The sequence below is a fragment of the Bordetella genomosp. 9 genome, from assembly GCF_002261425.1.
Lineage (GTDB): Bacteria > Pseudomonadota > Gammaproteobacteria > Burkholderiales > Burkholderiaceae_B > Bordetella_C.
The window spans coordinates 3,315,304-3,335,692 of the sequence record NZ_NEVJ01000003.1; the positions used below are offsets into that span (position 1 = coordinate 3,315,304).

The 20,389-nt window shown below is 67.9% G+C and carries 18 protein-coding genes and 1 pseudogene; 11 read left to right on the forward strand and 8 right to left on the reverse strand.

Annotated elements, in window-relative coordinates; translation table 11 throughout:
* Window positions 1-38: 38 nt before the first annotated feature.
* The 3 genes and pseudogenes from CAL26_RS26100 (at window position 39) to CAL26_RS26110 (ending at window position 2,698) form a co-directional block, all read left to right on the forward strand.
* Window positions 39-965: an IclR family transcriptional regulator gene (locus tag CAL26_RS26100; protein WP_256988592.1), complete on the forward strand. Its 927-nt coding sequence runs from the start codon at window positions 39-41 to the stop codon at window positions 963-965.
* A gap of 139 nt (window positions 966-1,104) precedes the next feature.
* Window positions 1,105-1,320: pseudogene (locus CAL26_RS26105) on the forward strand (helix-turn-helix domain-containing protein); the annotation flags it as partial.
* 37 nt (window positions 1,321-1,357) lie between these two features.
* Window positions 1,358-2,698, forward strand: coding sequence for a type II toxin-antitoxin system HipA family toxin (locus tag CAL26_RS26110; RefSeq protein ID WP_094849526.1), 1,341 nt, complete (start codon window positions 1,358-1,360; stop codon window positions 2,696-2,698).
* A 75-nt stretch (window positions 2,699-2,773) separates the two neighbouring features.
* Here the strand turns inward: CAL26_RS26110 and CAL26_RS26115 are convergent, their stop codons facing one another.
* Window positions 2,774-3,643 (reverse strand): LysR substrate-binding domain-containing protein, encoded by an 870-nt coding sequence (locus tag CAL26_RS26115; RefSeq protein ID WP_179283483.1) that lies wholly within the window; start codon window positions 3,641-3,643, stop codon window positions 2,774-2,776.
* A gap of 156 nt (window positions 3,644-3,799) precedes the next feature.
* Between CAL26_RS26115 and CAL26_RS26125 the strand changes: the two genes are divergently transcribed.
* From CAL26_RS26125 to CAL26_RS26140, 4 genes are all read left to right on the forward strand, one after another.
* Window positions 3,800-4,795 carry a Bug family tripartite tricarboxylate transporter substrate binding protein gene (locus tag CAL26_RS26125; RefSeq protein WP_179283484.1) on the forward strand — a complete coding sequence of 332 codons (996 nt, stop codon included), beginning with the start codon at window positions 3,800-3,802 and terminating at the stop codon, window positions 4,793-4,795.
* Entirely contained in the window at window positions 4,792-6,183 is a 1,392-nt protein-coding gene (locus tag CAL26_RS26130) for an MmgE/PrpD family protein (protein ID WP_179283485.1), read from the forward strand. Before CAL26_RS26125 ends, CAL26_RS26130 begins: the two co-directional genes overlap by 4 nt.
* Window positions 6,184-6,351: 168 nt before the next feature.
* On the forward strand, window positions 6,352-7,326 hold the full coding sequence (locus CAL26_RS26135; protein WP_094849529.1) for a Bug family tripartite tricarboxylate transporter substrate binding protein: 975 nt from the start codon (window positions 6,352-6,354) through the stop codon (window positions 7,324-7,326).
* Window positions 7,327-7,381: 55 nt separating this feature from the next.
* Complete coding sequence (locus CAL26_RS26140) at window positions 7,382-8,293, forward strand: NAD(P)-dependent oxidoreductase (protein WP_094849530.1); 912 nt, start codon at window positions 7,382-7,384, stop codon at window positions 8,291-8,293.
* A 28-nt stretch (window positions 8,294-8,321) separates the two neighbouring features.
* On the opposite strand, the gene CAL26_RS26145 is transcribed toward CAL26_RS26140, so the two are convergent.
* From CAL26_RS26145 to CAL26_RS26155, 3 genes are all read right to left on the reverse strand, one after another.
* On the reverse strand, window positions 8,322-9,263 hold the full coding sequence (locus tag CAL26_RS26145; RefSeq protein ID WP_094849531.1) for a LysR family transcriptional regulator: 942 nt from the start codon (window positions 9,261-9,263) through the stop codon (window positions 8,322-8,324).
* A gap of 43 nt (window positions 9,264-9,306) precedes the next feature.
* Window positions 9,307-9,702, reverse strand: a complete 396-nt coding sequence (locus tag CAL26_RS26150) for a cupin domain-containing protein (protein WP_094849532.1) — start codon at window positions 9,700-9,702, stop codon at window positions 9,307-9,309.
* Window positions 9,703-9,798: 96 nt separating this feature from the next.
* Window positions 9,799-10,194, reverse strand: a complete 396-nt coding sequence (locus CAL26_RS26155; protein ID WP_094849533.1) for a carboxymuconolactone decarboxylase family protein — start codon at window positions 10,192-10,194, stop codon at window positions 9,799-9,801.
* Window positions 10,195-10,547: 353 nt separating this feature from the next.
* Here CAL26_RS26155 and CAL26_RS26160 point away from each other — a divergent pair, with 353 nt between their 5' ends.
* The 4 genes from CAL26_RS26160 (at window position 10,548) to CAL26_RS26175 (ending at window position 15,375) form a co-directional block, all read left to right on the forward strand.
* Complete coding sequence (locus CAL26_RS26160) at window positions 10,548-11,513, forward strand: tripartite tricarboxylate transporter substrate binding protein (protein ID WP_094850098.1); 966 nt, start codon at window positions 10,548-10,550, stop codon at window positions 11,511-11,513.
* A gap of 13 nt (window positions 11,514-11,526) precedes the next feature.
* Complete coding sequence (locus CAL26_RS26165) at window positions 11,527-13,005, forward strand: aldehyde dehydrogenase (protein ID WP_094849534.1); 1,479 nt, start codon at window positions 11,527-11,529, stop codon at window positions 13,003-13,005.
* Between the two features lie 124 nt (window positions 13,006-13,129).
* A complete protein-coding gene (locus CAL26_RS26170; RefSeq protein WP_094849535.1) occupies window positions 13,130-13,855 on the forward strand; it encodes a GntR family transcriptional regulator in 726 nt (241 codons plus the stop codon).
* A 140-nt stretch (window positions 13,856-13,995) separates the two neighbouring features.
* Complete coding sequence (locus CAL26_RS26175) at window positions 13,996-15,375, forward strand: MmgE/PrpD family protein (RefSeq protein ID WP_094849536.1); 1,380 nt, start codon at window positions 13,996-13,998, stop codon at window positions 15,373-15,375.
* Between the two features lie 7 nt (window positions 15,376-15,382).
* Here CAL26_RS26175 and CAL26_RS26180 read toward each other — a convergent pair whose 3' ends face one another.
* The 4 genes from CAL26_RS26180 to CAL26_RS26200 all read right to left on the reverse strand — a co-directional run bounded on the left by CAL26_RS26180 (window position 15,383) and on the right by CAL26_RS26200 (window position 20,380).
* Window positions 15,383-16,615: an ABC transporter substrate-binding protein gene (locus CAL26_RS26180; protein WP_094849537.1), complete on the reverse strand. Its 1,233-nt coding sequence runs from the start codon at window positions 16,613-16,615 to the stop codon at window positions 15,383-15,385.
* Between the two features lie 69 nt (window positions 16,616-16,684).
* Window positions 16,685-17,392 (reverse strand): ABC transporter ATP-binding protein, encoded by a 708-nt coding sequence (locus CAL26_RS26185; protein WP_094849538.1) that lies wholly within the window; start codon window positions 17,390-17,392, stop codon window positions 16,685-16,687.
* The gene (locus tag CAL26_RS28765) at window positions 17,385-19,421 is read right to left on the reverse strand and encodes a branched-chain amino acid ABC transporter ATP-binding protein/permease (RefSeq protein WP_256988593.1); all 2,037 of its coding nucleotides are present in this window, start codon (window positions 19,419-19,421) and stop codon (window positions 17,385-17,387) included. The genes CAL26_RS26185 and CAL26_RS28765 overlap by 8 nt, the downstream gene beginning before the upstream one ends.
* Entirely contained in the window at window positions 19,418-20,380 is a 963-nt protein-coding gene (locus tag CAL26_RS26200) for a branched-chain amino acid ABC transporter permease (RefSeq protein ID WP_179283486.1), read from the reverse strand. Before CAL26_RS26200 ends, CAL26_RS28765 begins: the two co-directional genes overlap by 4 nt.
* Window positions 20,381-20,389 lie beyond the last annotated feature (9 nt).

A 20,389-nucleotide genomic window follows, 5' to 3' on the forward strand; every position in this document is an offset into this window, starting at 1 on the left:
GCCATTGCCCCGACTTATGCGAACGGATGGAATCCAGGATGACTTCTTCCGACGGTATGGAAAATGGAACCGCCGACGCGGGCGCCGTCGGCGCGCGCGGTGCCCCGCCTGATTCGGCGTCTGGGGAGCCATCGGGTACACCGGCGGATTCGAACGCCCAGGGCGTCCTGCAGCGCGCCTTCACCGTGTTGCGCGCCCTGGCGGACGCCAAGGGCGAAGCGCTGCGGCTCACCGAAATCGCCAAGCGCACCGGCCTGGCGCCCGCCACCGCGCACCGGGTCCTCCAGGGCCTGATCCAGGAAGACGCGGTGGAACAGCCCGCCGGCGGCAAGGCCTATCAGTTGAGCGTGGCCTTCTACGCGCTGGGGTCGGCGGCGGGACGCTACCGTTCCAACCTGCGGGAAATCTATCGGCCTTCCATGCTGCGGCTGTGCGGCATGCTCAGCGACACGATTTTCATCCTGGTGCGCCAGGGTTTCGACGCGATCTGCCTGGACCGCATCGACGGCCCCTTCCCGGTGCGCTCGCACACCGGCGACATCGGCGGCCGCGTGCCGCTGGGCCTGGGCCAGGGCGCACTGATCCTGCTGGCCAGCCTGCCCCCCGCCGAGCGCGAGGAAGTGATCCGCTTCAACATCCCGCGCCTGCACCACCTGGGCTTCATCGACGAAATCTCCATGCGGGTGCGCATCAAGCAATGCCTGGAATCGCGCTACGCGTACAGCGACGGGCCGGGCCTCTATCCCGGCATCGCCGGCCTGTCGGTGCCGATCGAGGACCGCAACGGCGATACGGTCGCGGCCCTGAGCGTCGCCGCTCCGCAGGAGCGCCTGAGCGGCGAACGCCTGCCGCTCATCGTCGAAATGCTGCACAAGGAAGCCCGCGCGATCGGCGCGCAGATCAATCCTTTCGATCCGGCGCTGCGCCGTCCCAGCCATTTCCTGGGGCGTGGCAATCGGGAATAGCCGGGCAGGCGGTCTTTACTACTTACAGGCTGTTTTTATCGAATACAGCCTGGAAGGCGTAAAAGCGAAATACTACCTTTGAGTTGTATTTGGCCAGTACAACCGATAGACTGTATCCAGTCCGTCTACCGGAGCCCATATGGACTTTCCCGTCCGCACCCTGCAGCAACTGCGGCCCGTGCTGCAAGGCTTCCGCAAGGCCAAGGGCCTGACCCAGGCACAGCTCGCTGCACGCCTGGGCATCAGCCAGCAAAGCTACGCCAAGCTGGAGGCCGCGCCCGCCAAGGCCAGCGTCGAACGCCTGTTCACCGTCCTGCAAATGCTGCGCGTGGAGGTCCACCTGCGCCCTATGGACCAACAGGACGCCAACGCGTCCAAGTTGGAGTGGTGACATGGCCCGAAAGCCACATCAGCTGAACATCTGGATGAACGGTTCGGCAGTCGGCGCGTGGCGCAACGAACCGGGCGGCTCTTCGCTGACGTACAGCGACGCCTGGATCGACGACCCGGGCGGCCGCCCGCTGTCCCTGTCGCTGCCCTTCCGCCTGGGCAACACCCCCTACAAGGGCGCGATCGTCGATGACTTCTTCGATAACCTGCTGCCGGACAGCGACGTCATCCGGCGCCGGCTGGCGCAGCATCACCGCGCCGACAGCGCCGCTCCCTTCGATCTGCTGGCGGTGCTGGGCCGTGACTGCGTCGGCGCCATCCAGCTACTGCCGCCGGATGAAAGCCCGGCCGGCCTGGACCGTATCGATGCCGACCCGCTGACCGACGCCGATATCGCGCTGATCCTGAGGTCGGCTGTCAGCGGCACGCCGCTGGGTCACGACGACCGTACCAGCGACCTGCGGCTCTCGATCGCCGGCGCACAGGAGAAAACCGCCCTGCTGCGCCAGCAGGGCCTATGGTTCCGGCCACGCGGCAGCACACCCACCACGCATATCCTGAAACTGCCCCTGGGCCTGGTCGGTGCCATGCGGGCCGACATGCACGAATCCGTCGAGAACGAATGGCTATGCGCACAGCTGGCCGCCGCGTACGGCCTGGCAGTGGCTCGATGCGAAATCGCGCACTTCGAAGACCAGAAAGCGCTGGTCGTCGAGCGTTTCGACCGCCGCTCCACGGGTGCGGGCGCCATCGTCCGTCTGCCGCAGGAAGACATGTGCCAGGCGCTGGGCGTATCGCCGCTGCGCAAATACCAGGCGGACGGCGGACCGGGGATCACCGCCATCATCAGAAACGTACTGAACTCGTCGCAGCGCGAGCAGGACGTCCTCGACTTCTACAAGGCACAGATCTTTTTCTGGATGCTGGCCGCCACCGATGGCCATGCCAAGAACTTCAGCATTGCCCTGCTGGCCGGCGGCAGGTACCACGCCACGCCGCTGTACGACATCCTTTCGGCGCACCCCATCATCGGCACCCGGCGCGCGCAGCTCGCGCCCCAGCGCGCCAAGCTGGCGATGGGCGTGAAAGGGGCCAGCGGATTGCACTATCGCCTCGGCGAGATCCGCCGCCGGCACTGGTACACGCACGCACACGAAGTCGGGCTGGATGCCGCGTCGGTGGACGGCATCATGCAGGAACTCATCGATGCGACCGACCCCGCCATCGAGCACGTCGCCGCAAGACTGCCACGGCATTTCCCCGCGCGTGTCGCGGAATCGATCTTTGCCGGGCTGCGTGCGCAGCGCGATAAGCTCTTGCAGCAGGACCACGAGGTGGTTTGACGGCGCCACCACACGGCTCCGTACCACCCGGTCCATACCGCCCGACGCCGCACGAGCCGGCTCCGCGCGCCAGCCTTACGCCACCGACCGCACCCACGCCGCGAATTCCGCGCAAGGCTTGATGTCCAGCGTGCCCGGCGCACTGACCAGGTAATAGGACTCCCCGCTGCGCATGGCCACGTCCAGCGGACGCGCCAGCATGCCCAGCGCCAGCTCCTCACGCATATAGGCCTGCTGCGTCAGCGCGATGCCCGCGCCCTGCACGGCCGCCTGCAGGCATAGCGCCGCATTCGCCAGCGGCACCAGGCGGGCGTCCGCCGCCGGCAATCCCTGCTGCGCCAGCCACGCGTCCCAGCTGGTCGGCGCGATCATCGAATGCAGGAGCTTGTGTTCCAGCACGTCGCGCGGATGATGGATGGCGGCGGCCATCGATGGCGCGCAGGCCAGCGTCAGCACGTCGTCGAACAGCGCTTCGGCGTGCGTGCCGGGCCACTGCCCATGGCCGCGCCGCACCACGAAATCCGCATCGCCCAGGCTGACATCGTCGGCGCGCGTGACCGTGGCCACCTCCAGGTCGATGTCGGCATGGGACGCATAGAAGGTGGCCAGGCGCGGCATCAACCACTTGATGGCGAAACTGGGAATGACCTTCAGCCGCACACGCCGCGTCCTGCCCAGCGACGTGGCCTCGTGCACGGCTTCTTCCACGCGATCGAACAGTTCCGCCACGCGGGTGGCCAGCTGCATGCCGCTGGGCGTCAGGACGGCTTCGCGTCCTTCCTTGCGGCACAGCCGCGTATCCAGCGCGGCCTCCAGCGCGCGGATCTGGTGGCTGACGGCGCCGGGCGTGACGTGCAGGCTCTGCGCCGCGCGCGCGACGCCGCCGGTGCGATTGACCGCGTCCAGCACGCGCAGCGGTCCCAGGATATTGCGCAACTTATGCATGATGCGTGAATGGTTCTCAATGTTTGCGAAAGAAATTCGGATGACGCACGCCGGCCTGCCTCCTATAGTCCCGATCAAAGACCGGTCAAGCCGACAACAAGAATTCTCAACATACAGCGTCCATCGGTGTATCGGGAACATCCAGGAGGAGACATCATGAAAGCCATCATCTTTCGCCGCGCTGCAACAGCGGCCGCGGCGGCCTTGGCGCTGTGCGTCTCGGCGGCGCACGCGCGCGACGACTACCCCGCGCGTCCCTTGAAAATGATCGTGCCCTTCGCCGCCGGCAGCGCGGCGGATACCTTGTCGCGCGCGGTCGCCACCCAGTTGGCGACGCAGCTGGGCCAGGCCGTCGTCGTGGAAAACAAGGCGGGCGCGGGCGGCACGATAGGCACGATGGACATCGCCCGCGCGGCTCCCGACGGCTACACCATCGGGCTGGCCGCGCAAGGCACGCTGATCACCAACCAGGCGCTGTACGACAAGCCCGGCTACGACTCGCTGAAGGACTTCACGCCCATCGCGGTGCTGGCGGACGTGGCCAACGTGCTGGTGGTCGCGCCCGAGTCCCCCTACACGTCGGTCGGCGCGCTGGCCCAGGCCATCAAGGCCCAGCCCGCCAACAAGTTCAGTTTTTCTTCCAGCGGCGTCGGCACCAGCCACCACATCGCCGGCGTGGTGCTGGGCCAGTACCTGGGCAAGCCGCTCATGCATGTGGCCTACACCGGCGCGCCGCAGGGCATGGTGGCGATCATGAGCCGGGAAGTCGACATGGGCCTGTACAACATCCCGGCCGCGCTGGGCCTGATACGCGGCGGCAAGCTCAAGCCGCTGGCGGTGACCAGCCTGCAACGGTCGCCGCTGATGCCGGACGTGCCGTCGCTGAACGAGAGCGGCATGAAGGATTTCGAAGTCACGCTGTGGTTCGGCATCATCGCGCCGGCCGGCGTCCCGGCCGACCGCGTGGCCCGCCTGCACAAGGAACTGAATGCGGTGATGAGCCAGCCCGCGATGCGCAACAAGCTGACCGAGCAAGGCTATGACGTCGCCAGGACGCCGCTTGCGCCGCCGACGGATTTCACGGCGCTGATCCGCCGCGACCTGGACAAATGGCTGCCGGTCCTGAAGACGATGAAGGGAGGCGCGCAATGACGGTGCCGGATACCGATGCCGCTCCGGGCGCGACGATCGCACAGGCGCTGGCCGGGTTCGCGGTCCGCACGCAGCTCGCCGACATCGCGCCGCTGGCGCTGGAGCATGCCAAGATGAGCCTGGCCAGCACCATCGCCAGCGCGTCCATGGGCTATCGCATCCCCTCGGCGGAAATCATCCGCCGGCTGGAAAGCGGCGACGCCGGCGCGCCGCAGGCCACGCTCTGGTTCGACGGCGCGCGGCTGCCCGTGGCCCGAGCGGCACGCGTCAACGCCGTGGCCAGCGACGCCGCCGCGTCGGACGACAGCGACCTGCGCAGCATCGCCCATATCGGCACCATCATCAGCACGGCGGCGCTGGCGTTGGCCGAATGGCTGAAACGCCCCGGCCGCGACGTGCTGGCCGCCATGGTGCTGGGCTACGAGGTCGCCGGGCGCATGGACGAATCGATGACGCCGGGCCGCATGCAGCGCGGCTTCCACGGATCGGTGTCGACGGTGTTCGGCGCCGCCGTGTCCGCCGGGCGGCTGCTGGACCTGGACGAGCAGGCGATGACCCATGCCATCGCGTTGTCCGCGACCTCGATCGGCGGCATGGCGCTGGCGGCCGACACCAGTTGTTCGCGCGAGTACCACGCCGGCATGGCTGCCATGGCGGGCATCCAGGCCGCGTTGGCGGCGGGCGCCGGCTTCCAGGGCGACCCGCGTATCCTCGAAGCGCCGCGCGGCTTCCTGCAGGCCATGGGCGGGCAGGCGACCGAAGACATCGTGCGCGACCTGGGCGCATCCTGGGACATCGTGACGGACATGGCGATCAAGCTGATGCCCGGCGCCCATCCCTTCCACGCCGTCGCGGAGGCCGCCGCCACCGCGGCGCGCGACCATGACGTCGATCCTGCGCGCGTACGGAGCATCGTCGTATCCGCCGCGGTGCAGCACACCACCTTCGGCGGCGCGGCGCACCCGCGCAACCTGGTGGAAGCCGCCCACAGCGTCGCCTACTTCGTGGCCGCGTCCGTGGTCGATCGCGGATTCGGCTGGGACAACCTGAGCCCCGCGAAAATGGCCGATCCGCGCATCGCGGCGCTGCAGGACAAGGTGCGCTACGCCAGCGAACCGCCGCCCCTGCCCGACCGTTTCCCGCATCGCCACGGCGGCAGCGTCGCCATCCATATGGACGACGGCAGCGTGCACCAGGCCACCTGCCGCGCTGCGCGCGGCGCGGGTGCGCGCGGCATCGCGTGGGCCGACGTGGAGGACAAGTACCGCCAGCTCGCGCCCCGCGCCGGCCTGGACGCCGGCCAGGTGGCGCACACCTGGTCGATGATCCGCGACCTGGATCATCTGGACGATGTTTCGCTGCTGGCCCGCGGGCTCATGCTGCGCTGACCGCGGCCGCCGGTATGTCTAAAACAGGCAGTCTGCTATGCCGATCGCGTGGCGTGCCGGGCCGACTCGCGTGACTAGTATTGACCGACACGCGTACGGGCCGGCGTCCGGCCCCAAGCGCGCAAAAGCGTAGGCATCGCGCCTACCGATAACATCCAGGAGACAGACATGTTGCGATTCCTTATCGGCTGTGTCGCTGCCCTGATGCTGGCCGCGCCCGCCGCCGCCGCCGACGGCTTCCCTTCCCGGCCCATCGTCATGCTGGTGGCCGTGGCGCCCGGCGGCACGCTGGACACGCTGGCGCGCCAGATCGCCAGCGGGCTGACCACCGAACTGGGCCAATCCGTCGTGGTGGAGAACACCACCGGCGCCGGCGGCCTGATCGGCTACCAGCGCCTGATGAAATCGGAGCCCGACGGCTACACCCTGATGTTCAGCAATATGTCGCTGGCCATCATTCCCCTGCTCTATCCCACTTCCCACGTGGATCCGGTGCGTGACCTGAGTCCCATAGGCGCAGTGGGCACCGTGCCCATGGTGCTGTCCGTCAGCAACCGCAGCGGACTGACCAGCCTGCCCGAGATGCTCAAGCGCATGCGATCCGGTGGCCCCAAGCTGAACTTCGGCTCCGGCGGCCCCGGCACCACGGCGCATCTTGCGGAGGGCCTGTTCCTGCATATCTCCAAAACGCAGGGCGAGCTGATCCAGTATCGCGGCTCCGGCCCCGCCATTGCCGATCTGATGGCCGGCACCATCGACGCCGTGATCGACCAGACCGTCACCATGATGCCGCTGCACAAGGACAAGCGCATCCGCGCCATTGCCGTGTCCGCGCCGCAGCGCCTGCCGCAGATGCCCGACGTGCCGACATTCGCCGAAGGCGGCCTGCCGGCCTTCGACCTGGCGATCTGGAACGGCGTGGTGGCGCCGAAGAACACCCCCAAGCCGGTGGTCGACAAACTCGCGGCCGCGCTGTCGAAAGTGATAGACAGCCCGCAGTACAAGGATCGCATCGACCAGCTGGCCGCCAGCATTCCCACCCAGGCCCAACGCGGCCCGGCGCCCATGGCCGCGCTACTGGCCAAGGACGTCAAGGAAGTGGCGTCGCTGGCCAAACAGATCGGCCTGACGCCGCAGCAGTGAGCCGCGGATCTGCGCCGGCCACTCATCGTGATCCATCTTCCCTGAAGGAGCGAACATGCAATCGGAGACTTACGGATTCATCGGCCTGGGCAATATGGGCGGCCCCATGGCCGGACGCCTGCTCGACGCGGGCTACGGCCTGGCGGTGTACGACACGGTCGCCGCGGCCGTGCAAAGCCTGGCCGGCAAGGGGGCGGCCGCCTGCACCGGCGGCCGTGAGGTCGCCGACAAGGCCGAAACGATATTCCTGAGCCTGCCCACGCCGGAAATCGTGCAGCGCGTCGCCACGGATCCCGATGGCCTGATCGCGGGCAGCCGGGTCAAGCGCGTGGTGGACCTGTCCACCATCGGCCCGCGCGCGGCCAGGGAGATCAGCGCCGCGCTCGCCAAGCGCGGCATCCTGTACGTGGACGCGCCCGTCAGCGGCGGCGTCGGCGGCGCGCGCAACGGCACGCTGGCGATCATGGCGGCCTGCCCGCGCGACGCCTACGACGCGCTGGTTCCCGTGCTCAAGCATTTCGGCCCGACGTTCTACATGGGCGATAAAGCCGGCATGGGCCAGAGCATGAAGCTGGCCAACAACCTGATGTCGGCGGCGGCCGTCGCCATCACGTCCGAAGCCATGGCCATGGGCGTCAAGGCGGGCCTGGATGCCAAGACCATGCTGGACGTCATCAATTCCGGCTCGGGCCGCAACACCGCCAGCCAGGACAAGTTCCCACGCGCGGTGCTGACGGGTACCTTCGACATCGGTTTCGCCGCCAGGCTCGCCTACAAGGACGTGCGCCTGTGCGTGGACGAAGCCGAGGCCATCGGCGTACCCATGGTCGTCGGATCGGCGGTGCGCGAAATGCTGGTCCTGGCGCAAGCCATGTGCGGCGAGAACGCTGACTACACGCACGTCGCCAAGGCGGTGGAAACGATCGCCGGCGTGGAGATCCGGCAACGGGAAAGCAAGTCGTCGTAGCGGTGGCGGGCGTCCCCGGCCCCATGCATCAGGAAAACACCGCCGGGTCCGGCGCCCAGCTGCCGCGGGCGATCATATCCTGGATCTGCCGCCGCAAAATCGTGCGCAGTATCCGCACCGCCTTGGTCGATGGCCGTTGCGTGGACGCGGCGATCAGCAGCGAGCGCGTGATGCCGGGCTGGGCGATGCGCCAGATGCGCATGCGGCCCTGCGCGATCTGCCGCGCGACGCAGGAATAGGACAGCACCGCATAGCCGAGCCCGCTTTCCACCAGTTGCAGCATGGCATGCATGGCGTCGACCTCCATCTCGACATTGGGCTCCAGGCCCAGCGCCGCCAGGGCTTCGTCGACCAGCACGCGCACGCCGTGGGGGCGGCCGGGCAGGATCATCGGCAGGCAGCTCAGCCGCGCCGCCTGCACCGGCCCCGCGCCCACGCCTGCCGGGTCGTCGCGCGGCCCCAGCAGGAACAACTCGTCGGTCAACAGCGATTCGGCCCGCAGCGAAGGAATATTCAGCCGCGGCGCGTCATAGAGGATCGCGATATCGGTCAGGCCATTGCCCAGCCACTCCAGCACGTGGCCGCTATAGCCTTCCATGAACTTCAGCGATATGCCCGGCACGGCGCGGCGAAAGGCCTGGATCAACGGGACGGACAACACGGCCGAGATCGACGCCGGCATGCCGATCACCACGGGTCCCTGCGGCACCGCGCCGGACGCCTTCACGGCGGTCACCGCGGTGCGCGTGCTTTCGACGATGCCGCGCGCGTATTGCGCGAGCAGCACGCCGGCCTCCGTCAGCAGGACGCCTCGGCCCGTGCGATGGAACAGCGCGACACCCAGTTCTTCTTCCAGTGCCTTGACGCGCCGGCTCAGGATGGGCTGGCTGATGGACAGGCGCATCGCCGCCCGCGAATAGGCGCCCGCGTCGGCGATGCCGATGAAGGTTTCCAGCTGTCGTAGTTCCATCGCGCTTTCCGCCCTGATGGAAAATGCCGGCAGCCGCGCCGTGTCAGGCGGCGGCGCGCTGCGTGGGATACTGCGTGTCGGTCACCGCATCCTGCCAATCGGCCTTGCCCAGCGACGTCGCCATATGGACCATGTAGGTATCGGCCGCCGCGCCATGCCAGTGCCGCTCGTTGGGGCCGATCCACACCACGTCGCCCTGGCGGATCATCTGCGGCTCCTGGCCGTCCAGACAGATCCAGCCGCAGCCGGCCGTGACGTGCAGCACCTGGCCGTACTCGTGCGTATGCCAATGCGTGCGCGCGCCCGGCGAAAAGAACACGTTGTTGATGCCGACGTTGTCCATGGTGGGCATGACGGGATCCGCCCACACCACGCCCGTGAACGTAGGGCCGCGCTGTTCCGACGGAATGCCGTTCGCCCTGCCGTGAAATACCTTCATTGCTGCCTCCTGTGGGATAGCCGGATGATCGAGCAGCTCGACCGCGAACGTGGACGTGAGCTGCCGAAGCTGCGGTAAACGCCGACGCCGCGCCGCTCAGCCGCGCGCCGCTTCGGCTTCGTAGGCGGCGATGGCTTCGCTGGCGACGCGGAAGGCCGCCAGCGCCAGCGGCACGCCGCAATAGATCGCCGCCTGCAGCAGCACGGCGCGTATTTCCTCGCGCGTGCAGCCGTTGCGCAGCGCGCCCTTCACGTGCGATGCAAGCTCGTGGTGCTGGCTCATCGCCGTGAGCATCGCCAGGTTGACCAGGCTGCGGGTCTTGAACGGCAGCGTGTCGTCGCCCCAGATCTCGCCCCAGCAGTATTCCGTCACCAGCTTCTGCATGGGGCGGTTGAAATCGTCGGCCGCGTTCCAGGATTTCTCCACGTGGGCGGCACCCAGCACGGTCTTGCGATTCTGGAAGCCTTTCTGAAAGAGCTCGTCGTTTGCCATCGTGATTCCTTTTATCGGCGCGGCCTGCGCCCGCGGCTGCCGCATGCCGCGTGCGGCAACGAAAGCCACGCGCGTCGCGTTCGATCATACAATCCTGCAATCATATAGTAAATGCCGAATCCGCCGGCTACTGCCGCCGGCTAGGGTTATCACTAGCCGGCCCACTGCTAAACCGATGATACAGTCATACAATCATAAGAACTAACAGACAACGCGACGGCTGACGCCAGCAGTCCCGGCACGCCGCGGCCACCATCACGCAACCCGCAGGAGGAGGAGGCCCCACGGCCCGCCACGCCCGTGGCAGTGCAGCGCCACGGGCGCTAGGCATGCGCCGCCAGCCCGCGATCGCCATGAAGAAATCTGTTGTCTTGCCCTTCGCAGCACTGCTGTACGCCCTGCTGTCCGCCACGCCGACCCGGGCCGATTACCCCGACCGTCCCTTGCGCATGATCGTGCCGTTCGGGGCGGGCGGCGGCGTCGATGCGCTGGCGCGACCGCTGGCCCGGGAGTTGAGCCAGATACTGGGGCAGAGCGTCATCGTCGAGAACAAACCCAGCACTAACGGCCAGATCGGCATGGCCGAAGTCGCGCGGGCCGCCCCCGACGGCTACACGGTCGTGATGAGTTCGGCCGCCTACGCCATCACCCCGGCGTTCTACCAGGACCTGCCCTACGACATCCGCAAGGACTACGCGCCGGTGACCATACTGGCGTCCAATCCGCTGGTGCTGGTGGCATCCACGCATTTCAAGGCATCCACCGTGCAGGACATGATCGCCATGGCACGCGCCAAGTCCGGCTCGGTGAACTTTGCCGCGCCAGGCAACAGCGGCATCCACTTCCTGGCCGGCGAGTTGATGGGCAGCGTGGCCGCCGTCAAATGGACCAGCGTCCCGTACAAGGGAGCCGGGCCCGCCTTTCCTGACCTGATCAGCGGCCAGGTCGACGTCATGTTCGACAATCCCGCGTCGTCGCTGCCCTTCGTGCAGTCGGGCCGCCTGAAACTGATCGCGACCACCGGCCAGCAGCGGCTCGCGGCGGCAGGCAACGCGCCCACCGTCGCCGAAACGCTGCCGGGCTTCGACGCCGCCAATTGGTTCGTGCTGGCTGCGCCCGCCGGCACCCCGCCCGACCGCATCCAGAAGCTGTACGACGCCAGCACGCGCGCGATGCGCCAACCCGCCCTGGTCGAGTTCATGGATCGCAACGGCATCGGCGCCATCCTCAGCACGCCCGCGGAAGCCGCCGGCTATATCCAGGCCGAGGCCGACAAATGGAGCGGTGTCGTGCGCGACAACCGGCTGGCCGTCCAATAATCAAGGAGCCGACATGCAGGATCTGCAAATGCTTTGCGACGGCCGCTGGGTGAATGCCCAGAACGGCGACTGGCTGGAGACCTTCAATCCCTATACGGGCGAAGCCTGGGCGCGGGTGCCGCGCGCGGGCGTGGAAGACGTCGACCGCGCCGTGCGGGCGGCAAGGCGTGCCTACGTCGACCCGGCCTGGCGCAACCTGACGCCCACCGCGCGCGGCGCCCTGCTGCGCCGCCTGGGCGACCTGGTGGCGCGCGACGCCGACGAACTGGCCGCGCTCGAAACCCGCGACAACGGCAAACTGATCTCCGAAATGCGCGCCCAGATGCGCTATATGCCGCAGTGGTACTACTACTTCGGCGGCCTGGCCGACAAGGTGGAAGGCCGCGTCATTCCCATCGACAAGCCCGACTGCTTCAACTTCACCTGGGACGAGCCGCTGGGCGTGGTCGCCGCCATCACGCCATGGAATTCGCCGCTGCTGTTGGCGACCTGGAAGCTGGCGCCCGCGCTGGCGGCCGGCAATACCGTAGTCTGGAAGCCGTCCGAACACTCCACCGCATCGGCGCTGGCCTTCGGCCGCCTGTTCGAGGAAGCCGGCTTTCCACCGGGCGTGGTCAATATCGTCAGCGGCCTGGGCAGCGACATCGGTGAGGCCCTGGTCACCCACCCCGACGTCGCCAAGGTGGCTTTCACCGGCGGAGACCAGACCGGGCAGCACGTGTACGAAATGGCCGCGCGCGGCATCAAGCCCGTCACGCTGGAGCTGGGCGGCAAGTCCGCCAACATCGTCTGCGCCGACGCCGACCTGGACAACGCCGTCAAAGGCGTGGTCTCCGGCATCTTCGCGGCCACGGGGCAGACCTGCATCGCCGGTTCGCGCGTGCTGGTGCATCGGGACATCCACGACAGCTTCGTAGACAAGCTCGTCGCCTTCGCCCGCACGGCGCGCATGGGCGATCCCGCGCTGCCCGACACCCAGATCGGCCCGGTCACCACGCAGGCGCAGCTGAAGAAAATCCTGGACTACATCGACATCGCCCGCGCCGGCGGCGCGCGCTGCGTGCTGGGCGGCACGCCGGGCAGCCGCCCCGAATGCGGCCGCGGATGGTTCGTCGAGCCCACCATCTTCTGCGACGTGCATCCCGACATGCGCATCGCGCAGGAAGAGGTGTTCGGGCCGGTGTTGTGCGTCATTCCCTTCGATGACGACGACGAGGCCGTGCGCATCGCCAACGACACCCGCTACGGCCTGGCGGCCGGGCTATGGACGCGCGACATGGGGCGCGCCCTGAACCTGTCGCGCCGCCTGGAAGCCGGCACGGTATGGGTCAACACCTACCGGGCGACCAGCTTTCTTTCGCCGTTCGGCGGCTATAAACGTTCGGGCATAGGCCGTGAAAGCGGGCTATCGGCGATCCGCGAATACCTGCAGGAAAAAAGCGTATGGATAAGCACGGGCGGGGACGTGCCCAATCCCTTCGTCATGCGTTAGGCATCCGCGCAACATGGGGCGTTGCGACGCGGCGATCCGCCACTCTGGAACGCGGGAGCGGTGCGCCCCGGGTTAAAATGCGCCCCATTGCCGCCACGCGGCCACCCATTTGCCAAACTACCGCATGAAAGCTGCCGTTGCCGCGCCCGAAGGCGATTTCAAAGTGCCGCGTGCCGCATCCGTACTGCGGCACAGCGTTACCGAAAGCATACGCAACGCCATCCTGGTGGGGCGCTTCGCACCTGGCGAGCGACTGCCGGAACGCGAGCTCTGCGAGATGACCGGGGTCAGCCGTACCCTGGTGCGGGAAGCGCTGCGGCAGCTGGAATCGGAGGGCCTGATCCACGTGATCCCGCATCGCGGACCGGTGGTCGACAGGCTTTCGCCCGAACAGGCCGAAGGCATCTACCAGGTGCGGGAAGAACTGGAAGGCCTGGCTTGCCAGCTCTTCGCCGAACATGCCAGCGACGCGCAACGCAAGGCGCTGCAGGATGCCTTCCAGGCACTCAAGCGCGCGATGACGCACGGGACCGCGCTGGAAAAGCTGACGGCCAAGAACTTCTTCTACCAGCAGCTGCTGGACGGCGCCGGCAACGAGGCGCTGACCACGACGCTGCGGCTGCTGAACTCCCGCGTCATGCTGCTGCGTTCGACGTCGATGCAGGCGCCGGGACGGTCGAAGAAAAGCCTGGCCGAACTGGCGGACGTCATCGACGCCATCGCGGCGCGGGACGGCAAGGCCGCCCGGCGCGCGGGCAGCCTGCACGTGCGCAACGCGGCGAAGGTTGCCATCGAGATCCTGCGGCAAGGGGATGAGGCGGCCGAAGAGGAATCCGCCGCCGCGACGTAAGGCCGCCCCGGCCACCTCGCGCCAGAAACTTCAGCCATCGCGGTCAGCGATCGACGATCGCCGATCGGCGTTGACGCGCGCCGACGCGGCACATACGATATCCATTATCGAAACTGCATTCCGATAAACGGAACACTCGTATGGATACGCCCACCGTCACGCAGCCGCCCACGCCGCGGGTTTCCTCCGACAACGCCGCCGCCGTGCCCTACGCCGTGCAAATGGGAGATTTCGTCGCGAATGTGCGCGCCGATTGTCTGCCCGCCCAGGTCGTGCAGCACGCCAAGAGCCGTCTCGTCGACTGCCTGGCGACCGCGATCTCGTCGCGTGCCCTGCCCGTGCCGGCGGTCGCCGGCGCTTTCGTCGCGGACAGCCGCGGGGGCGCCAGCATCGTGGGCAGGCGGCAATGCGCCGCGGCGGTCGACGCCAGCTTCGTCAATGCCACGCTGATCAACGGCAGCACGCACGACGATTTCCTGGCCAAGTCCCATGCGGGCGCCGTGGTCGTGCCCGCCGCGCTGGCGCTGGTGGAGGAACACGGCGGCACCGGGGCCGACCTGCTGGCCGCCATCGTGGCCGGATACGAAGTCACGGCACGCGCCTACCTGGGCGGCCCGGGCATGCTTCCGCGCTTCCGGGCGACCGGCGTGCCCGGTGCGGTCGGCGCCGCCGCGGCGGCCGCGCGCGCGCTCCGGCTGGACGCCAGGGGTGCCACGCACGCGATCGGCCTGGGCGCCATGTTCGCGTCCGGCTTCGGCGAAGGCTTCCACTCCGGCACGATGGACGTCAAGCTGAACGTCGGATGGGCCAGCCGCAGCGGCGCATCGGCGGCGCTGCTGGCCCGCGCGGGCGCCACCGCCTCGCCCACGATCTTCGAAGGCACGTCCGGGTTTTTCCATGCCTTCTCCAATGGCGTCGAAAGCGCGCCGCGCACGGTGGAAGGCCTGGGAGAGAAATTCCTGATCGAGGATACGCTCTACAAGGAGCGTCCGGTCTGCATCTTCGTGCAGACACCGGTCGAACTGGCGCACCGCCTGGTTCGGCAGCATGGCTTCGATCCCGCGGCGATCGAGCACGTGCGCATCCATGCGCCGATCGCCACGTACACCAATCCCGGCTACCAGAATGCCGCGCCTTTCGCGACGGCCCTGAAAGCGCGCATCAGCGCCCGTTTCACGGTCGCCGCGGCCCTGCTGGGTCGCCCTATCGACACCTACGAATACTACGACCGCACCGACGATGCGGACGTCCTGGCCCTGGCGGAGCGCGTGCAGCTGGTCGAGCCGTCCGCCGACGTCCATGACGTCCTCGTGCAGGTGACGGTCGGCGGGCATTGCCACGAGGCGCGCGGCGTCGAGATGGAATACCAGCTGCCCAGCCATGAAAAAGTGGTCAGGAAGTTCCAGCGCCTGACGGCGGAGCTGGAAGCCGGCCTGGGCGAACGCATCCTGGCCGCGGTGCTGGCGATAGACCAGGCGCCCGACGTCGCCGAACTGACGCGGCTGCTGCGCCTGGTTTGAGGCGACGTCACTTCTTGCCCGGCCATATCGGCTGGGCGATCGCCAGGTTCTCCGGATACACCGTCACCGGCACGCCGTTCTGCCACTGGATGATGGTGAGCGACGCGCCGACGCGATGCCCCGCATCGTCGAACTTCAATTCGCCGCCCGGAAAGTAAGGCGTGGGGCCTTCGTTCAGGCTGCGCATCGCCTGCGCCACCGATTCGCGATCCGCCTTGCCCGCTTTCTCCAGCGCCGCCTTGATGATCCACATATCGCCGTAGGTGGAGATCGCGTTCTGCGTCATCCAGGGTTCCTTGTATTCGGTCTTCATGCGCTGGATCAGCTTTTCCTGCCCTTTCGCGCCCCAGTTCGCCACCGCCGACATCACGCCGTTCAGCAGCTGCGGGCTGACGGTGTTCAGCACGTCGGGCTCGGCGATCGCGATGCCGAAGGAGATCACCGGTATTCGCACATTGGTTTCGTTCATCTTCTCCAGGATCAGCTTGGCGTCGGAAATCACCGTCGGCAGGAAGAACACCAGATCGGGCCGCCGCGATCGCACCCGCTGTATCAGCGACGACGCGTCGGACAAGGGCGGGGTGAAGGTCTCGTCCACCACGAGTTCGAGATTGTTCTTCTGCAGCAGGCCGTCCTTCATCGCCTTGACCGAAGACAGCGATGCCGCCGTGTTGTCGGTCAGGATCGCCACCGTCTTCGGCCGCTTGCCCGAGGCCTTCTCGGCCAGCTCGAGGATGATGGGCAGCGCGATATCCGCCTGGCGTCCCGCCGTCGCCGATGTCTGGAAGATGTACTTGAAGCCCCGCCCCGTGATCTGGTCGGAGTACGACAGGGTGAGCATGGGCAGCCTGGCGCGCTCCGTCACTTCGGTGACCGCCAGCGTGAACGAACTCAGGTAGGCCCCGGTGCCCGCCACCAGGTCGGGATAATCCGCCACCATCCGCTGCGCCGCGCTCTTCGACTTTTCCGTCGAATCGCCCGAGTCGACCACCACCAGTTTCAGCGGCGCGCCGCCCAGCGACTTGATGCCGCCCTGCGCGTTGATGTCGGCAACCGCCATCTCCGCGCCCATCCGCATGACCTGGCCCGGCCGCGCATAGATGCCGGACATCGGCGCGATCAGGCCCACGCTGACCGGCGTGGGGTCGGCGGCGCGCGCGGGGGCCGGCATGCCGGCCGCGAACACAAGCCCGCACAGGGCCGCGGCGCCGAGCAGGCGCGGCATCGTCAAGGTCTTCATGGTCTCCTCCTGTTAGCCCGTTGCACGGGTCTCAAGGGTGTTCACTTATGGGTCTTCACATACGGGGCTTCACATACCCAGGTACGCGCGGCGGATGCGATCATCCGCCCGCAGGGTTTCGTGCGTGCCCGCCAGCGCCACGCGGCCGGTCTCCAGCACGTAGGCGTGGTCGGCGAACTGCAGGGCTTCGGCCACCCGCTGCTCCACCAGCAGTATGGTCAGGCCCGCTTCGCGGCGTATATCGATCAAGCGTTCGAAAATGAAATCCGCGATCGCGGGCGACAGGCCCATCGATGGCTCGTCCAGCATTAGCAGGCGCGGCGACGACGCCAGGCCGCGGCCGATCGCCAGCATCTGCTGCTCGCCGCCGGACAGCGTGCCCGCCAGCTGTCCGGCGCGTTGCGGCAGCACCGGGAACCACTCGTAGATGCGCGCCAGGTTGCGCTGCCAATCGCGCCGTCCCGCCGCCGTATAGGCGCCCATTTCCAGGTTTTCCCGCACCGTCATCGACGCGAAGACCTGGCGGCCTTCGGGCACGTGCGCGATGCCCAGGTGGGGACGCCGCGCGGGCGGGACCGCCAGCAGGTCCCTGCCGTCGAAGCGGATGGCGCCCGACATCGCCGCCACCGTGCCGGAGATGCTTTTGAACAGCGTGCTCTTGCCCGCGCCGTTCGGGCCGACGATGGACACGAACTGCCCCGCGTCGACGCGGATGGAGACATCGTGCAGGACCGGCAGCGCGGCGTAGCCGGCCACGAGACTCTGGATCTCAAGCATCCTTGGCGCTCCACTTCTTGCCCAGGTAGGCCTCGACCACGCGCGGATCGTGGGTGATGGAGGCGGGGTCGCCCATGACCAGGACTTCCCCATGGTCCAGCACCAGGAACTGGTCGACCAGCCGCACCATGGCCTGCATGGTGTGTTCGATGATGACGATGGTCACGCCGTCGCGCGACAGCGAGCGGATCACGGCCAGCACATCGTCGACTTCGCCCGCGCCCAGGCCGGCCAGCGTCTCGTCGAGCAGCAGCAGATCCGGTTGTCCGGCCAGGGCGCGCGCCAGCTCCATCAGGCGCAGTTGCCGCGTGGTCAGCGTGGAGGCGACCTGGTCGGCGCAGTCGGCCAGGCCGACGCGCCGCACCGCCTGCCGGGCCAGTTCGCGCGCATGCGCTTCGCCGTTCGCCTTGACGTAGGCGCCGACCTGCACGTTCTGCAGTACCGTCAGGCGCATGAAGGGGCGCATGACCTGGAACGTGCGGCCCATGCCGGCCGCGCAGAGCACGTGCGGCTTGCGGCCCGCCATGTCGACGCCGTTGACCAGCACCATGCCGGTGTCGGGGCGCAGGAAACCGTTCAGCAGGTTGAACAGCGTGGTCTTGCCGGCGCCGTTCGGCCCGATGATGCCCAGGATCATGCCGCGGCGCACGCTGAAACTGACGTCGCGAACGGCCTGCAGGCCGCCGAAGCGGCGCGATACCTTGCGGACTTCCAGGATGGGAACAGCCGCGTCGCCGCGCCGCGCGGCGTGTTGGCGCGGCGCGGTGTCATTGCCGGCAACGGTGCCGCTGCCGGAAGCGGCATCCTCGCGGACAGGTGCCGCGGCGGGCGGCGCGCCAGCGCCCACGGCGGCGGCCTCGGACGCGGGCACGCCTTCGAACGCCATCGGCACGAAGGCCGCCGCCCCATCGGCCATGCCGCACAAGGTGGACGACATGGCCTGGCTCGCCATGCCCGCCGCCGCGAGCTGGCCCTGGCGCGGGGCCAGCGGGGGATAGCCGGCGCCGCGCGCCGCGTCGCCTCCGCTCGGGCCCGGCACCGCGGCAGCCGGCAAGGCCGCCGGCGCCACGCGGCCGGCGCCCGCGCCACGGCGGCGCAGATGATCGCGCACCTTCCAGAACACGCCCTCCGGCGCCGCCAGGATCACCGCGATGATGGCGATGCCCAATATCACGCCCTGTATGCCCGGATAGCGCGCGCCCAGTTCGGCGTGCAGCACCTCGCCCAAGGGCACCAGGATCGCCGCGCCGATGATGGGTCCCCACACGCTGCCCACCCCGCCGAACATGGCCACCGTGAGCGCCTGCGCCGACACCAGCATGCCGAACACCGATACCGGCGTCACCACCAGCAGCACCACCGCATAGAACGCCCCGGTCGCGCCGGCGATGGCGCCGCTCAGGGCGATCGCCTTGAGCTTCCAGCGCAGCGTGTCGATCCCCGCGGCCTCGGCCGCCGCCTCGTTCTGCTTGATGGCGATCAACGCCATGCCGAAGCGCGTGCGCTCGACACGGCGCGTCAACGCCACGAACAGCACCAGCATGCCCATCGCCACGACGGTGTACATGCCGGGGTTGGAGAACTGCATATAGGCCGCGGCGTTCTCCCGCTTCATCGGGAAGGTCACTTCCTGGTACCCCAGCCATTCGAAGACGTAGAGCAGCGCCAGGGGATAGGCCAGCATGGCCAGCGCGAAGTAGTGCCCGCGCAGGCGAAAGGTCGGCAAGCCGACCAGCAGGCCGGCAAGCGCGCCGATGGCGGCCGATACCGGGATCATCAGCCACGGCGTCAGCCCCAGGTAGATCTGCCCCAGCACGGCGGCGTAGGCGCCCAGGCCGAAGAACGCCGCGTGGCCGAAGGACACCAGCCCCGTGTATCCGCTGAGCATGTTCCACGACAGGCCGAAGCACGCCCACACCAGCACCAGGGTGAAGATCAGCTGGTGATAACCGTTGTCGACCCACAGCGCGATCGCCGGGTAGGCCACGGCCAGCAGGCACAGCAACCACAGATGGCGGCGGCCGTTCATGTCCGCTCCGCGACGCGGCCGAACAGGCCCTGCGGGCGCAGGGTGACGATCAGCAGGAAGAACACGAAGATGGCGGCATTCTGCAATTGCGTCGGCAACACCAGCGCCGACAGCTGTTGCACCAGCCCGATCACCATGCCGCCCCAGAACGCGCCGGAAATGCTGCCCATGCCGCCCAGGACCACGCCCGCGTACATGATGATGACGAACTCCAGTCCGACGAAGGGATGGAAGGGAAAATTGGTGGCGAGCAATCCGCCCGACAAGGCGGTGACGCAGGTCCCGAGCGCGAAGGCGATGCGATAGGCGCGATTGACGTCTATCCCCATGTACGAGGCGGCCACCGGATTATCGGCGGCGGCGCGCAGGGACTTGCCCAGCCGTGTCCGGTTGACCAGCGCGACCAGCAACAGGATGGTGCCCACCGAAATCAGCGCCGCGATCCCGCGCCCCTTGTTGACGAAGACGCTGACGAAGTCGCCCCACAGCGGGCCGATTTCCCAGGCGCTGCTGGATACCGACGTACGTATCGACACCAGCTGCGGCCCGAAGACCATCATGCCGCCGTTCTGCAGGATCAGTGCGATGCCCAGGGTCAGGATCAGCTGCGCGTAGTGGCCCTCGCCTTCCAGCGCGGCGGTGCGTCCGCCGGTGACCCGCGAGATCAGCAGCCGATGCGCCAGGTAGCCCACCGCGAACATGACCGGGACCGTCAACAGGATGGACAGGTAGGCGCCCAGCGCCGATCCGGCCAGCACGTGCGCGCCCAGCGCGATGAAAAAGAAGTAGGCCACGTACATGCCCAGCATCATGAAATCGCCCTGGGCGAAGTTGATGACGCGCATGATCCCGAAGATCATGGCCAAGCCCACGCACATCAGGCCGTACAGCGCGCCGACCAGCACGCCAGCCGCCAGCGCCTGCAGAAAGGCCTCCAGCTGTATCTGCAATTCCGTCATCGCGTCTCC

Excerpts from the sequence above, each read along its gene's own strand:
- CAL26_RS26100 (WP_256988592.1), top strand. The coding sequence starts at position 39 with ATGACTTCTTCCGACGGTATGGAAAATGGAACCGCCGACGCGGGCGCC.
- CAL26_RS26110 (WP_094849526.1), top strand. The coding sequence starts at position 1,358 with ATGGCCCGAAAGCCACATCAGCTGAACATCTGGATGAACGGTTCGGCA.
- CAL26_RS26115 (WP_179283483.1), bottom strand. The coding sequence starts at position 3,643 with ATGCATAAGTTGCGCAATATCCTGGGACCGCTGCGCGTGCTGGACGCG.
- CAL26_RS26125 (WP_179283484.1), top strand. The coding sequence starts at position 3,800 with ATGAAAGCCATCATCTTTCGCCGCGCTGCAACAGCGGCCGCGGCGGCC.
- CAL26_RS26130 (WP_179283485.1), top strand. The coding sequence starts at position 4,792 with ATGACGGTGCCGGATACCGATGCCGCTCCGGGCGCGACGATCGCACAG.
- CAL26_RS26135 (WP_094849529.1), top strand. The coding sequence starts at position 6,352 with ATGTTGCGATTCCTTATCGGCTGTGTCGCTGCCCTGATGCTGGCCGCG.
- CAL26_RS26140 (WP_094849530.1), top strand. The coding sequence starts at position 7,382 with ATGCAATCGGAGACTTACGGATTCATCGGCCTGGGCAATATGGGCGGC.
- CAL26_RS26145 (WP_094849531.1), bottom strand. The coding sequence starts at position 9,263 with ATGGAACTACGACAGCTGGAAACCTTCATCGGCATCGCCGACGCGGGC.
- CAL26_RS26150 (WP_094849532.1), bottom strand. The coding sequence starts at position 9,702 with ATGAAGGTATTTCACGGCAGGGCGAACGGCATTCCGTCGGAACAGCGC.
- CAL26_RS26155 (WP_094849533.1), bottom strand. The coding sequence starts at position 10,194 with ATGGCAAACGACGAGCTCTTTCAGAAAGGCTTCCAGAATCGCAAGACC.
- CAL26_RS26160 (WP_094850098.1), top strand. The coding sequence starts at position 10,548 with ATGAAGAAATCTGTTGTCTTGCCCTTCGCAGCACTGCTGTACGCCCTG.
- CAL26_RS26165 (WP_094849534.1), top strand. The coding sequence starts at position 11,527 with ATGCAGGATCTGCAAATGCTTTGCGACGGCCGCTGGGTGAATGCCCAG.
- CAL26_RS26170 (WP_094849535.1), top strand. The coding sequence starts at position 13,130 with ATGAAAGCTGCCGTTGCCGCGCCCGAAGGCGATTTCAAAGTGCCGCGT.
- CAL26_RS26175 (WP_094849536.1), top strand. The coding sequence starts at position 13,996 with ATGGATACGCCCACCGTCACGCAGCCGCCCACGCCGCGGGTTTCCTCC.
- CAL26_RS26180 (WP_094849537.1), bottom strand. The coding sequence starts at position 16,615 with ATGAAGACCTTGACGATGCCGCGCCTGCTCGGCGCCGCGGCCCTGTGC.
- CAL26_RS26185 (WP_094849538.1), bottom strand. The coding sequence starts at position 17,392 with ATGCTTGAGATCCAGAGTCTCGTGGCCGGCTACGCCGCGCTGCCGGTC.
- CAL26_RS28765 (WP_256988593.1), bottom strand. The coding sequence starts at position 19,421 with ATGAACGGCCGCCGCCATCTGTGGTTGCTGTGCCTGCTGGCCGTGGCC.
- CAL26_RS26200 (WP_179283486.1), bottom strand. The coding sequence starts at position 20,380 with ATGACGGAATTGCAGATACAGCTGGAGGCCTTTCTGCAGGCGCTGGCG.